The sequence below is a fragment of the Frankia sp. EI5c genome, assembly GCF_001636565.1.
In the GTDB taxonomy this organism is placed as follows: Bacteria; Actinomycetota; Actinomycetes; order Frankiales; family Frankiaceae; genus Parafrankia.
This window is the reverse complement of record NZ_LRTK01000029.1, coordinates 56,550-69,555: the sequence shown is the minus strand read 5'-3', so window position 1 is coordinate 69,555 and position 13,006 is coordinate 56,550. Positions and strand designations below refer to the sequence as shown.

8 protein-coding genes and 10 pseudogenes are annotated in these 13,006 nt (G+C 71.6%); 7 read left to right on the top strand and 11 right to left on the bottom strand.

Going from position 1 to position 13,006, the window contains the following annotated elements; genetic code table 11:
- Window positions 1–49: 49 nt before the first annotated feature.
- A complete protein-coding gene (locus tag UG55_RS15445) occupies window positions 50–484 on the bottom strand; it encodes a hypothetical protein (protein ID WP_128423005.1) in 435 nt (144 codons plus the stop codon).
- 205 nt (window positions 485–689) lie between these two features.
- Between UG55_RS15445 and UG55_RS37610 the strand changes: the two are divergent.
- Both UG55_RS37610 and UG55_RS37605 read left to right on the top strand, forming a co-directional pair.
- A pseudogene (locus UG55_RS37610) lies at window positions 690–933 on the top strand (nuclear transport factor 2 family protein); the annotation flags it as partial.
- 1 nt (window position 934) lies between these two features.
- On the top strand, window positions 935–1,154 hold a 220-nt coding region (locus UG55_RS37605), incomplete at its 5' end, for a nuclear transport factor 2 family protein (RefSeq protein ID WP_242424501.1).
- 91 nt (window positions 1,155–1,245) lie between these two features.
- Here UG55_RS37605 and UG55_RS15435 read toward each other — a convergent pair.
- The 8 genes and pseudogenes from UG55_RS15435 to UG55_RS47340 form a co-directional block, all read right to left on the bottom strand.
- Window positions 1,246–2,037, bottom strand: coding sequence for a TetR family transcriptional regulator (locus tag UG55_RS15435; RefSeq protein WP_066068965.1), 792 nt, complete (start codon window positions 2,035–2,037; stop codon window positions 1,246–1,248).
- A 2-nt stretch (window positions 2,038–2,039) separates the two neighbouring features.
- Window positions 2,040–2,960 carry an ABC transporter ATP-binding protein gene (locus UG55_RS15430; protein ID WP_083986836.1) on the bottom strand — a complete coding sequence of 307 codons (921 nt, stop codon included), beginning with the start codon at window positions 2,958–2,960 and terminating at the stop codon, window positions 2,040–2,042.
- Window positions 2,957–3,436, bottom strand: a pseudogene (locus UG55_RS37600) (ABC transporter permease subunit); the annotation flags it as partial. The gene UG55_RS15430 and the pseudogene UG55_RS37600, both read right to left, overlap by 4 nt.
- Before the next feature lies 1 nt (window position 3,437).
- Window positions 3,438–3,877: pseudogene (locus tag UG55_RS45445) on the bottom strand (ABC transporter permease); the annotation flags it as partial.
- Window positions 3,874–4,824 carry a TauD/TfdA family dioxygenase gene (locus tag UG55_RS15420; protein WP_242424497.1) on the bottom strand — a complete coding sequence of 317 codons (951 nt, stop codon included), beginning with the start codon at window positions 4,822–4,824 and terminating at the stop codon, window positions 3,874–3,876. The gene UG55_RS15420 and the pseudogene UG55_RS45445, both read right to left, overlap by 4 nt.
- Window positions 4,821–5,738 (bottom strand): ABC transporter substrate-binding protein, encoded by a 918-nt coding sequence (locus UG55_RS15415; RefSeq protein ID WP_242424495.1) that lies wholly within the window; start codon window positions 5,736–5,738, stop codon window positions 4,821–4,823. Before UG55_RS15415 ends, UG55_RS15420 begins: the two co-directional genes overlap by 4 nt.
- A gap of 747 nt (window positions 5,739–6,485) precedes the next feature.
- Window positions 6,486–6,912 (bottom strand): annotated as a pseudogene (locus UG55_RS47345) (hypothetical protein); the annotation flags it as partial.
- A gap of 1 nt (window position 6,913) precedes the next feature.
- A partial coding sequence (locus UG55_RS47340; RefSeq protein WP_396230920.1) for a tetratricopeptide repeat protein occupies window positions 6,914–8,552 on the bottom strand: 1,639 nt, incomplete at its 3' end.
- Window positions 8,553–9,482: 930 nt separating this feature from the next.
- On the opposite strand from UG55_RS47340, the pseudogene fxsT reads away from it, so the two are divergent.
- The 5 genes and pseudogenes from fxsT to UG55_RS37565 form a co-directional block, all read left to right on the top strand.
- A pseudogene (fxsT, locus tag UG55_RS37590) lies at window positions 9,483–10,114 on the top strand (FxSxx-COOH system tetratricopeptide repeat protein); the annotation flags it as partial.
- A 1-nt stretch (window position 10,115) separates the two neighbouring features.
- Window positions 10,116–10,181 (top strand): annotated as a pseudogene (locus UG55_RS37585) (hypothetical protein); the annotation flags it as partial.
- A gap of 1 nt (window position 10,182) precedes the next feature.
- A pseudogene (locus tag UG55_RS37580) lies at window positions 10,183–10,845 on the top strand (tetratricopeptide repeat protein); the annotation flags it as partial.
- A gap of 1 nt (window position 10,846) precedes the next feature.
- Window positions 10,847–11,444, top strand: a pseudogene (locus UG55_RS37575) (tetratricopeptide repeat protein); the annotation flags it as partial.
- Between the two features lie 35 nt (window positions 11,445–11,479).
- A partial coding sequence (locus tag UG55_RS37565; RefSeq protein ID WP_242424493.1) for a tetratricopeptide repeat protein occupies window positions 11,480–11,975 on the top strand: 496 nt, incomplete at its 5' end.
- A 322-nt stretch (window positions 11,976–12,297) separates the two neighbouring features.
- On the opposite strand, the pseudogene UG55_RS37560 reads toward UG55_RS37565, so the two are convergent.
- Both UG55_RS37560 and UG55_RS37555 read right to left on the bottom strand, forming a co-directional pair.
- Window positions 12,298–12,737, bottom strand: a pseudogene (locus UG55_RS37560) (HEXXH motif domain-containing protein); the annotation flags it as partial.
- Between the two features lies 1 nt (window position 12,738).
- Window positions 12,739–13,006: pseudogene (locus UG55_RS37555) on the bottom strand (aKG-HExxH-type peptide beta-hydroxylase); the annotation flags it as partial.

Here is a 13,006-nt window from a genome sequence, read left to right as displayed (position 1 = left end):
CCCCGGGTGGGGCGCGGCGCATCGGCCCGCATCAGCCGGGTCCGAACGGTTATCTCCGGGCCACCGGCGCAGTACGGATGACCCCTTCGGAGGAATCGGCGCGGGTGGGGGCGTCGCCCTTCATGTCATTGGCGAAGTCGGTGTTCGTGGAGATCGCCTCGTACGGCGGGTTCGCGGCGTCCTCGGTCGCGAGCGGGCCGCCCCGCTCCCCGAACCGAAGCGGCGAAGCCGGGTCGGTGGGGTCGATGCCGGCCATGACCGCTGATCCGCCTTCCGGATGCGCCCGCGGGAAACCCGCGTCCCGGCCGCGCGTGCTCGACCCGTCGGTGGCGTCGCCGGGCGCTGCCGCGACCCGAGCCGGCATCCGCGTCAGCCGTCCACCGGCGAAGCCCGCGCCGAGTGCCGCCACCAGCAGGATCGCGAGCCGGATCCCGCTGTTCCCACGGTCCTGGCCGCGGCGTTCCAGGGACTGCCCTGCGCTCATCTTCGGACTCCCCACCTCGACCACCGGGTGTGGCCGGTCCCGAACCTCGCCGGCCTCTACCCCTGGTCTGGTCCGGACTCGGCGGCTAAAACGTCGAGACGGTCGAGAGCTGACGGTCGGCGGCTCACCGTGGAACGCGGCGCCGGCGATCGCCGACCGGCCCCCCGAGGGCGGTGGGCATTTTTCTTGACTAAGTTCAAATCTGATGGTCAAGCTACTCGCCATGACCAGAAGCGGGCTGAGCCTCGAAGAGCGCGTGCGACTGCTGGAGGACCGGCAGGAGATCCTGCAGAGTCTGATCGACTACGGCGAACTGCTCGATGCCCGTGACCTCGACGCCTGGGCCGAGCTCTGGGCCGAGGACGGCGAGTTCGAGATGAGCACGGGCCGGACGGCTCGCGGGCGGGCAGCGATCAGGGGCATGCTCGCCGCGGTGCTGGAGCGGAACCNGCCCGCGGTGGTCCACCTGGAGGTGAACCCGCGCATCACCCTCGACGGCGACGCCGCCCGTTCCACCGCGCTGTACGGGGTCGGCCGCACCCAGGACGACGGGCTGACCCGCGTCATCTGGTTCGGGCACCACCACAGCCGTCATGTACGCACTCCGGACGGCTGGAAGATCCACTATCGCCGCAACACCGTGGATCTACCGGAGTCCGGCCACCCCTGATGACGCAACCGCCCGCCGGAAGACGTCCCGAAGATCTCAGCGGGCGCGCCGAAGACGCGGCGAAGACGGGCCGAAGAGCGGGCCANGGCCGTCAGGTGAGGCCGTGCCGGTCGTGCGCGGACGGGGGCGCCGTGAGCGCCGCGGCGGCCACATCGAACAGATCGGTGACATACAGCTCGTAGGGGACCTCGTAGGGTGCCTTCTCGCGGGTGGCGCTTTCGCGGGTGGCGTTTTCGCGGATGGCCGGGTCCGGGCCGTCGGATCTCCCCGCGGGTAGCTGCCCGTACCCGGCCAGGGCCGACAGGCAGAGGCGGATCAGGTGCGCCAGCCGCAACGTCCGCAGCTGCCGGGGTACCTCGACCAGCAGGTCAAGGATCGCCACGGTCACCTCGTGGCCGACCTTGCCGGCCGGTCTGCCGCCGGCCCACCAGGGGTGGTCCTCCAGCGGGTGGGCGCCGAAGCGGCCGAGGAATCGCACGTAGAAGCTGTCCGGCCGGCGGGCCTCCTCGGCGAGCGGACGCATCAGCACCTCGAACAGCCCACGCACCGTGTGGTCCTGGCCGTGGGCTCGTGCCGCCGCCAGCAGCTCGGCCCGGCGCCGGTCGAGCGGCGGGACCCGGTAGGCGATGATCGCCTCAAGCAGGCCCCGCTCGCCGCCGAAGTGGTACTGCACCGCGTTGTTGTTGCCGTTGCCGGCGGCCCGGCAGATGTGCCGGAGTGACACCGCTTCCAGGCCGTGCTCGGCGTACAGCCGCTCCGCCGCCAGCAGCAGCCGCAGCCGCGCGTCCTGGGCCCGGGGCGCGGCGGCGGCTGTGGCCCGCTCGGCCTCGACCGTCGGCGACGGTGCCGTCGGCGACGGTGCCGGCGGCGTTGTGGGTGCCACGGCTATCGGTCGTCCTTCCGGCCGCTGACGGGGGCGGCCTCGTCGTCGGCGACGCCGAGCTCGGCCAGCAGGCGGGACCGCAGGGCGGCGAACTGCGGGTTGGCGCGGGTGCGCACCGCACCCAGCCGGACCGGCTCGTCCAGGGAGAGCCGGCCGTCCGTGAGGACGGCGACCCGGTCGGCGAGCAGGATCGCCTCGTCGACATCATGCGTCACCAGCAGCACGGCCGGCCGGTGGCGCTGGCACAGGTCGCGCAGCAGGCTGTGCATCCGGATCCGGGTGAGTGCGTCGAGCGCGCCGAACGGCTCGTCGAGCAGCAGCAGGCCGGGGGAGCGGACCAGCGCCCGGGCGAGCGCCGCCCGCTGGGCCTCACCACCGGACAGCGTCCCGGGCCAGGCACGCTCCTTGCCGGCGAGGCCCACCTCGGCCAGCGCGGCGGCGGCCCGGGCGCGAGCGTCGCGTTCCCGCAGGCCCAGGGCCACGTTGTCGACCACCCGGGCCCATGGCAGCAACCGCGGGTCCTGGAAGACGACGGCGTCCCGCTCGGGGACGCTCGCCTTCCCGGTGGCCTCCGTGTCGAGGCCGGCGAGGATGCGCAGCAGCGTGCTCTTGCCCGAGCCGGACCGGCCGAGCAGCGCGACGAACTCACCGGCGGCGATGTCCAGGTCGATCCCGGCCAGCACCTCCCGGCCGGCGAACTCGCGGCGCACGCCGCGGACCCGCACCGCGGGCCCGACCGCGCCGCCGTTGCCACCCGTCGGGTCCGCGTCCGCGTCCGCCCGCCCGGCGGTCGCGGTTGTCGTCGCGGTCAGGGACGTGGTCACGGCGGTGGGTCGGGTAGTGGCGGTCGGGGTGTCGGCGCCGGTCAGCGCCGTCGCCGGCGTGCCCGGCGCCGGGGCGAGGGACGTCCTCGGCGTGGTCATGTGGCCTCCAGACCGCGCCGCCAGGCCAGCGCGCGGCGTTCGAGCAGACGGACGAGGGCGTCGGAGAGCAGACCGAGAACACCGTAGACCGCGAGGCCGACGACGATGATGTCGGTCTGGTTGAAGGTGCGGGCCTGGTCCATGAGGTAGCCGATCCCGCTGGAGGCGTTGATCTGCTCACTCACCACGAGGATCAGCCACGAGACCGTGAACGCGAACCGCAGGCCGACGAGGAAGCCGGGCAGGGCGCCGGGCAGGACCACCCGGCGGATCAGCGCGAGGCGGCCGAGCCGGACGGTGCGGGCCAGCTCCACGTAACGGCTGTCGACCCCGCGGATCGCCGCGAAGGTGTTGATGTACACGGGGAACGCGGTGCCCAGCGCGACCAGGAACACCTTCACCTGCTCGCCGATGCCGAACCAGAGGATCGCCAGCGGCACCAGGCCGAGGATGGGGACTGCGCGCATGATCTGCACNGGTGCGTCCACCAGGTCCTCACCGAGCTGGAACAGCCCGGCTATCAGGGCCAGCGCCACCGCGGCACCCACCCCGAGCGCCAGTCCGAGCGCCACCCGGCGCAGCGAGATCACCAGGTTCTCACCGAGTGTTCCGTCGGCGGCCAGGGTCCAGCCACTCTGCAGCACCGTCCACGGCCCGGCGAGGACGTCCGACTGGATCAGCCCGGCGGACGAACCGATCTGCCAGAAGGCCACCAGCAGCACCGGCCCGAGCAGCCGGCGGAGGGCCTTCGGCACCGGCCGGCGGCGCGGCCGGTTCGGGTCGGCGAGCGCGAGCGTCACGCTGCCCCTCCCGTCCCCGGCGGCACCGGGGACGGGAGCGGCGGGAGCGGGGACCGCGGCGGTGGCGACCTGGACGTCTTCGGCGCCGCCACGACTCCCGAGGACGAGCGAGGTCATGCGAACGACCCACCCTCGGTGGACTCGGAGGCCACGCCGTCGACGCCCACCGGGATGTCGCCGGCGATCGTGATCCGGTGCATCACCCGGTCGAAGCCCAGGTGGCCCTGGTCGGTCGGGGCCAGGTGGGCGGTGGCGCGGTTGTCCCAGAACGCGATGCTGTCGGGCTCCCACCGGAACCGGACCGTGAACGCCGGGGTCGCAAGGTGGTTGAAGAGGAGGTTGAGCAGCGTCTGGCTCTCGGTGTTGGAGAGCTCGACGATCCGCTGGGTGAAGGTCGGGCTGACGAACAGCACCCGCTCGCCGGTCTCCGGGTGGACGCGCACCACCGGGTGGACCGACTCGTAGATCTTGCTGGCGAACGCCTTCTGCAGCTTGCTGCCGTCGCCGCGCTCCAGGTGGATCTGGTTGCGGTGCACCGCGTGCAGACCGTCGAGGAGGTCGCGGATCGGCTGCGACAGCGTCTCGTAGGCGACGGCCAGGTTCGTCCACTGCGTGTCGCCGCCGTAGGGCGGGACGACCACGCCGCGCAGGATCGAGCCCATCGGCGGGTTGTGCACGAACGTCACGTCGGTGTGCCACAGGCTGCGGACCTGGTATTCGGACATGCCGGCGCCGAAGACCCGGGAGTCCAGCGGGAAGATCTCCGGGTGGCCTTCCAGCGTCGGCAGCGTCGGGTGCCCCGGGGTCACCTGCCCGAAGAGCTGACCGAAGGCGATCTGCTGCGCGGGGGTGATGTGCTGGTCGCGGAAGAACACGACCTTCCACTTCAGCAGGGTTGCCCGGATCTCCGCGACGACCTCGGGCGCGAGCGGCCCGGCCAGGTCGACGCCGAAGATCTCGGCGCCGATGTAGCCGGACATCGGGCGGACATCCAGACCGACCGGGGACGCGGCGGCGGTTCCGGTGGTGGCGGATCGGGTCTCGGTGTCGTTGGTGATGGTCACTGCTGGGCCTCCTCGACCGCGGAGTTGTATCGGGCGTCGAAAACCTTGGAGATGTCGATCTTCTTTGGCAGGACCCCGCTGGCGTGGAACAGATCGGCCAGCTTCTGCGCACCGCCGATGCTCTCCGCGTCAATCGGGACGAACTCCGACGGGATACCGGTTCCCACCAGCACCTTCGCGGTGGCCAGCGGCACCTTCAGCTCCTCGACGTAGTACTTGTCGATGTACTCGTCGGTGTTGGCGTCCCGCCAGGAGACGGCCTTCACCCAGCGCTGCACGAAGTCACCGAGGGCGGCCTGCTTGGCCGGGTCGGAGAGCACCTTCTGGGTCGTGATCAGGTACTGCACCACGGGCGACGTGTCGGCCCCGTCGACCTTGTGCGCGGTCGGGTTGGCCTGCAGATAGGTGGTGGCGAGCGGCTCGGCCGTCACACCGGCGTCGACGTCGCCGCGGGCCAGCGCGGTCGGGATGTCGGTGATCGCCAGATTGACGATCTCGACGTCCTTCTGCTCCAGACCCACGGAGTCCAGCGAGCGCAGCAGGTAGGCCTGCAGGATGGTCCCGGTGGTGATCGCGACCTTCTTGCCCTTCAGCTCCGTGACTGACCTGATGGGGCTGCCCGGCTTCGTGAGGAGCACCATCTGGCCCGGCGGGTTGTGCCAGCTGGCGATCACCGCGAGATCCTGCCCGGAGGCCGCGGCGATCACCGGCGGAGTGTCGGCGACGTAGCCGACGTCGACCGCGTTCGCCCGGAACGCCTCCAGCAGCAACGGCCCGGAGGCGAACTTGGACCAGTCGATCTTGTATGGCGTGTCGGCGGCCTGCCCGGACAGGTCAAGCGCCGGCTTGATGGTGCCCTGGTCGCCGACGCGCAGCGTGGTGCCGGCCGGAATGGTCGTCGGGTAGCTGGTCACAGCCGTCGCGGGCGTGCCCGCCGAGCCGCCGGACCCGGAGTCCGAGCCACAGGCAGCCAGCGCGCAGACGGCGAAAAGAGTGGACAGGGCTGTCAGAACAGCCGCGCGGCGTGGCCGACTCCGGCCGGCCCGATGGGCAGGCGTGAACACAGGACTCCTCGCGAACGTGAGTGCCGCGCGGCGTCCTGCGCGGCGGAGAGAAAGTGGCCCGGCGGAACCGGGCGGACGCTTCGACCTGCCCACTGAAACAGTTAAGTCAGCTGTTTGTCAACTTAGTTGGTGGAGATACTGCAGTAGTGTTACAGGATGATCTTGCTTAGCGTCGGCGGGTCGCCGGCGGAGCCCCGGGCGGCGGCGGAGGTTCCGCCCACAGTGTGCTGACCTGCACCGTCAGGTCTCGGCCGGATCCCCGGGGGTACTCGGAGGCCCACCCGCGCGGGTCGTCGGCAGGGGCTGCGCGGGGCGGATGTCCCTGCCCCGCAGGGCCTCGCGCGGCCCCCGCGCGGGTAACGGGCGGGTGTCGCGAGGGCGGGCGGGGCGGTGCCGCGAGGGCGGTCGGGCGGGCGTCGCGAGGGCGTCGGTTCAGGCGGCGACATCCGCCCGCGCCGGGCGGGGGAAGGCGCCCGGCGGGCGTCTCGACGCCGGGTATTTGGTGACCGCCGCCACACATCGGCGTCGAGGTGTGGCGGCGGTGGCGGTGGCCGCGGTGGCCGCGGCGGCGGCGGTGGCCGCGCGGGTCGGGTCGGGTCAGGCCATGGCGCCGGGCCGGCGCAACAGGCGTAGGACCTGGCTCTCCTGATGCGGCAGCAGGGCGGGCTCGGCCGCGTGGAGGGCACGTCTCAGCAGGTCGTCGGCACCCTCGTGGTCACCGTGCGCGCGGATCACCTCCGCCGCGTGCCACAGCACCGGACCGCTGTCGGGCGCCTCGCGCAGCGCCACCGCGGTCTCGTTCGCGGCATCGGTGGCCCGTCCGCGCCTCGCCAGGGCCACCGCCCGGGCCGCGCGCATCAGTGGCTGGGCCACGACCTGGGCCGACGACCGGGCGAGCCGGTCGAAGTCCTGCATCGCCGCCTCGTCGTCACCCAGCTCGACCCGGAGCCGGGCACGGCCGGCCAGGGCCGCCGCCGAATCCGGCGTGAACGTCAGAACAGCGGAGAAGATCGCCGCCGCCGCCNAGGGCTGGCCGGTGCACCACAGCGCATGCGCCAGCGCGGTCTGCACCTCCGCGTCCCCGGGGAGCCGTTCGCTGGCGGCCTGCAGATCCTCGAGCGCGTGGGTGGTCTGACCGGCGGCCAGCAGCAGCCGGCCCAGGGCGGCGAGCATCCGCCCGGAGGACTCGGTGTCCGAGAGTGACTCGTAGACCTCGGCGGCCTCCCGGTAGCAGGCCTCGGCGTCCGGCCAGCGGCCCTGGACCTCGTACATCTGCGCCCGCAGCGCCTGCGCGCCGGCCCGGGTCAGCGAATGCCCCGGCTCGCGGCGCAGTGCCTCCTCGACATGGGTGCGGGCGGTGGGCAGGTCGCGGTCCGCGAAACTCACCTGGGCCGCCCGGAGGTGGTCGTCGGCACCCGCCTCGGCGGCGGTGCCACCGTCCGCCCACTGGGGGAAGCCACGCTGCAGCGGCTCGATCAGCCGGTCGTCGAAAAGCTCGAACCGCCGCGAGCCCGACCGGTGGTCACAGCGCAGGACGTAGCGCTCCGCCAGGTCCTCGAGCAGCGGGGTCGGCAGGCCGGCCGTCGTGGTGAGCCCTTCGTCCACCACACCGCGCCGGCCACGTTCGGTCACGAACGTGCGGGTGAGCCACGCCCGCAGCTCGCCCTCGTCCAGGTCGTGCTCGTTCGCCACCGTGACCAGCACCCGGGTCAGGTACTCGGCCAGTACGGCGGTGACGTTCCCGGCGGGCCCGAGCCGGGACGTGATGACCAGGTCCGCGCCGGGGCGCGAGCGCCACAGCTCCGTCGCCACCAACTGCAGGAACACCGGCTGGACGGTGTCGGCCAGCAGCGTCGACTCCGCACCGGTGGCGTCGACGACCCTGCTGGTGAGCAGATCGCCCACGCAGGCATGGGCGGCGCCGGCGGCGAGGCGGGTCCCCATGGCACGCAGCGGCTCGACGAGGGCGGCCTCGGCGGCCGGTGGCTCCAGCGCCGCGACGGGCACCTCGATGACCGGCGTGGAGGGTGCACTGCCGATCCCGGCCAGCAGAATCCGCAGGTACGGCTCCAGTGCCGGGTGGTGATCCGAGCGGACCACCAGCAGGATGCGCAGCGCCGGCAGCGCGGCCGCCGCCTGCGCGAGCAGCTCGACGCACTGGGCCCGCATGGGCTCCAGCCGCGCCGGTCCAGGCGCGAGGAGCTCCTCGACCTGGTCGATCGCCACCAGGATCGGCCGGGTCGAGCTGTGCGGCCGGCGTCGGTCGGGGTGGTCGCGGATCGCCTCGAGCAAGGTCGGCGGGTCCGCTGTGGACGACCAGCACCGCAGGAGGGCCTGGACGAAGGGATTGCCGGCGCCGAGCGCGCTCCCCGGGTCGGCGGGTCCCACGTCGGGGGACCGCACCGTCGGGGAGGCCTCCGCGAGACTGACTCGCCCCACCGGAAGAACATCGGCGTCGACCGAGGTCAGGCTGGGCAGCACGCCCGCCCGCAGCAGCGAGGTCTTGCCGACCCCGGTGGGCCCGTGGGCGAGGACCACGCGGGCCCGCAGCCACTCGGCCAGCAGCGCGTGGGCGGCGGCATCCCGGCCGAAGAACAGCCCGGAATCCTCCTCGGTGAACGGGCGGAGGCCGACGTACGGGTTGGTGGCCCGTGCCTCGATCACCGTCCTCCTCCGCCTGGGGCCGCATCCGCCCGGCCTGGGGAGACGCCCGCCGCGAGCCCGTTCGGCCAGGTCAGAGGAGTGGAGTCCCCGGGTAGATTTTTTGTGTCTTTGGTTGGAAATCTGCCGACAATCACTGAATGGTATGCTTCCAATGGAACCGGAGGCCTTTCGGCGTTGGCGCGACCGTGCCCGTGAATCCTATCCATCGGCCCTGGCTCCGGCTCTGGTGGCACCCGGTCCTGGGCCGTCCACCCTATTCTCCGGGACTTTACGCGCGGTGCGCGTCGACTGTGCCAGGTGGCACGATTTTCGCCGTACGAGGCCGCCTGCCGCAGTCGCTCCCGTGGGATCGGAGGTGTGCTGCCGATGTGTCGGCGTGTCGACTCGGCCGCGAGTGGTGCCGAGTGGTTACGGGCGTGTTGCGAGCGTGGGTCGGATGCTGGATCCCGGGCCCGGGTCGCGCGAATTCGCAGGTCACGAGGTTTATGTGGTCGATGGTGACGGGCGCGCCGAGCTGTCGCCTTCGGGCACCGCGAGAAACCGTCGAAAGCGGTGGACATCCGCTCGGAAGTATGCACTCGGCGGGCCGCGGGGAGGTGCGTCCGTGAATCCCGGTCCGTGTCGTGTGCCGGCCGCGGTCCGGGCCTCGTGCGAGGATCCTGTGAAGGCGCGAGAGGACCCTCGGTCGGGAGGTGTAAGACGATTGGGAGGTGCATGGCACCTCGGTAATCGTGTTGACTGGTGTTACGATCAGGAGCGACCGCGTGTGATTGAGCGGCGCACCGGCGACGCGTGCGCACCCGTATGCCCGTCGGCTGATCCCTACAGGCGAGCAGGCGAGCAGGCGGGGGGTAGGTAGGCGTGGCTTCGGTGGTGGAGTTCGACCCGGTGAGTGGGCCGAGTCGAGGCGTTCCGACGATCTGNGGTGGGGTGCCCCAACGGAACAAGAACTTCACCGGGCGGGAAAGTCAACTCGCTGAACTCCGGCGCCGGATAGCCTCCGACGAGGGCGAGGTCACGGCGGTTCTGCCGCACGCCCTGCAGGGCCTGGGCGGTGTCGGCAAGACGCACCTCGCCATCGAGTACGCCTACCGGTACCAGTCCTACTACGACCTGATCTGGTGGATTCCCGCGGACCAGCCGGTTCTGGTGCGTTCCACGCTCGCGGCGCTGGCGCCGCGGCTGGGCCTCGCCGAGGGCGGCCTGCTGCGGATCGACGACTCGGTGGCCGCGGTCCTCGAGGCGCTGCGCCGCGGATCGCCGTACCGGCGCTGGTTGCTGATCTTCGACAATGCCGACCAGCCCGAGCTGATCCGCAGCATGATGCCGCACGGGCCGGGCCACGTGCTCGTCACCTCGCGGAACCGCCGGTGGCAGAGCATCGTCGACACCATCGAGGTCGACGTCTTCGACCGGCGCGAGAGCCTGGAGTTCCTGCGGCGCCGGGTGCCCGGTATCGCCGAGGTCGACGCCAACAGCCTCGCCGAGGCGCTCGGTGACCTTCCGCTGGCGTTGGAACAGGCCGGCGCACTGCAGTTCGAGACCGGTATGGATGTACGCGANTACCTCCAGCTCCTGAAGGTCGCCTCCAGCAAGCTGCTCGCCGAGAACCCGCCGGCCGACTACTCCNGGCCGGTGGCGGCCGCGTGGAGCCTGTCCGTGGCGCAGCTTCGGGATCAGTCTCCCTTCGCGCTGGAACTTCTTCGGCGCTGCGCCTTCTTCGGGCCAGAACCTATTTCGCTGGAAATGCTGGACCGCGGAAAGTACACGCTGGACTCGGATTTCGGTCAGTCGATGCAGGACCGGCTCATGGTGAGCCGCGCGATGCGGGAGCTCGGCCGCTACGCGCTGGCCCGGATCGACAACAGCCGCAAGACCGTGCAGGTCCATCGGCTGGTCCAGCTGCTCATCCGGGAGGAGTTGGCGCCGGAGGAGCAGGAACGGATGCGGGACGAGGTCCACGCCCTGCTCGTGGCGGCGGACCCGGGAGATTCCGAGACCCAGAACCGCGCGGGATTCGAGAACCTCCTGCCGCACATCGTCCCGTCCGGTGTCTACACCTCCAGGGATGTTCGGGCCCGCCAGCTCATCGAACACCTCATCGGATATCTGTACAACGCCGGTGACCTCACGACGGCACTCGCCGAGGCCGAGCGCGCGCTGGAACGGTGGCAGCAGGACTCCGGCGATCAGGACCCGGACGTTCTCGTCCTCCAGGGAATCAAGGCGAACACCCTCTGGTCCCTGGGCAAGTACCAGGATGCCTACGATCTCCGCCGCCGCACCCTGGCGGNCATCACCGAGGTCCTCGGGGAGGATCACGAGGAAACCCTCATCATCCTGAACGGTCACGGTGCGGACCTGCGCGCGCGCGGTGATTTCCGGGCCGCGCTGGCGCTGGACGAGGACGCGCTGCCCCGGCATGAGCGGGTCTTCGGCCCGGAAAGCGCCCAGACGCACCATGTCGTCAACAACCTCGCGGTCGACTGCAGCCTCAACAGCGACTACCAGCGGGCGTTCGAACTCGATCAGGAAAACCTGACCAACCGGCGGGACATGTGGGGCGGCGACATCAACCTCTGGGTCGCCGCCTCGCTCGCCGCGGTCGCCCGTGACCAGCGCCAGCTGGGCCAGTACCTGAAGGCGCGCGAGTCGGCGGAGTACGCCTACCGGATGTTCGAGGAGCTCGTGAACCGGCGGGAGCTCCAGATCGACCACCCCTTCGTGCTCGGGCAGGCCAAGGATCTCTCGGTGGCCCGGCGGAAGGCCGGGTTGTTCCACGAGGCGCTGGAGCTGGCCGAGCAGGTGTACGACCGATACACCTCGAGCCGCCAGTTCGGGAACGAACATCCTGACGCGCTCGCCGCCGCGATCAACCTGGGTAACGCACAGNGGGTGGCCGGNGACCCGAACGAGGCCGCGGAGCNGATCGAGAAGACGGTCAACCGGTACCGGGACGTCTTCGGCGCCGACCATCCCTACACCTACGGCTGCCATCTGAACCTGGCGCTGGTCCATCGCCAGCTCGGTCGTCTCGACGAGGCGGAGCGCCTGCTGAAGGACGCGCTGGCCGGGCTCGAGGCCAGGCTCGGCCCCGACCACCACTTCACGCTCACCTGCCTCGCGAACCTGGCGACCGCCAGGTCCGCCCAGGGGCAGGCGGCGGAGGCACTGGAGATCGGTGAGCGCGCCCTCGGCCGGTTCCGGGAACTTCTCGGCCCCGACCATCCCCACACGCTGGTCTGCGCGACGAACACGGCCCTCGATCTCCTGCGGACTCCGGGCCGGGAGGACGAGGGCAGGAAGCTCGCCGAGGAGACCTCGCAGCGTTACCGTCGAGTACTGGGCCCGGGCCATCCCGACGTACAGGCGGGCGAGCGTGGCGAGCGACTCGACTTCGACTTCGAGCCGCCGCCGCTGTAGGGCGGCTCCCCCGTCCCCGTCGGGCCGCCGGAGCCGCTAACTGGTCGTCGCCGACAGCCACGCGGCGAGTGCCTCCGGGTCCGCCGGGCTGCCGGCCAGTTCCTTCACCTGCCGATACAGGTGAAACACCACCTCAGGGCGGGCGGTCAGGACGTCGGCCCCGGGCCGGCCGCTGTCACGGCGGCAGAGGACGAGCCCGGCCCAGGCGTCGAGCCGTTCCGGGTCGTCCGTCAGATCCTCCTTGTAGTGGCTGGCCGCCGAGCCGAGGTCGCCGAAGGCGAGGGCCTGGTCCGCCAGGCCGACGGAGTCGTCGAGGACGTGNGGGACGCCCTGCCGCGCGGCCTCGAAGCGCTTCGGGTCTGTCAGGCGCAGCTGCGTGAGGGCGAGCCGCTGGTTGTGCACGAGCCCGCGGCCGCTGGGGCGCGGATGCGAGATCACCGCCTCCGGTGGCGGCGGTTCCCGGCCCATCCAGGCCTGCGCCAGCGCGGTCACCTGTGCCCGCGCCGGCCGCAGGTTCCGCAGCCGCCAGGAGATCCAGGTGTCGGCGGTGGTGAGCTCGGCGAGTGCCTGTGGCCCGGCCGGCACCGGCGCCTGCCGGTGCCGCGCGACGGCGGCTCGCATGCCGTCGAGGAAACGCAGGCCCAGCGGGGTCATCGCGCCGGAGAGCCGCAGTGTGCTCAGCACCCGCCACACCTCCTCGCGCCAACGGGCGAACTCGAAGTGCGCGTAGCCGGCTCCCTGTTCCTCCTGGCGGCGAGAACCNCAGAGGGCGGTCAGCCCGAGGTAGGCATACGCACCTTGGAGAAGGCCGGCAACCGGCCGTGGATCACTGCGCCACGGGGCGTAGTAGAGCCGGCTGTGGGTGGGGTCCGTCAGCGACACGAGATCGATCAGTGCGGAGAGCTTCGTGTGCTGGAACTCGTGCACGAGAGCCGACGCGAAGGAGAGCCCGTCCTTCGGAAGGGTCAGTGCCACGGCGCCGAACGCCTCCCCGGACGATGCGCTCAGCTCCGCCGCCTGCTCGGTCGGCC

Coding starts and splice junctions, on each gene's coding strand:
- UG55_RS15445 (WP_128423005.1), bottom strand. CDS start 484: ATGAGCGCAGGGCAGTCCCTGGAACGCCGCGGCCAGGACCGTGGGAAC.
- UG55_RS15430 (WP_083986836.1), bottom strand. CDS start 2,960: ATGACCACGCCGAGGACGTCCCTCGCCCCGGCGCCGGGCACGCCGGCG.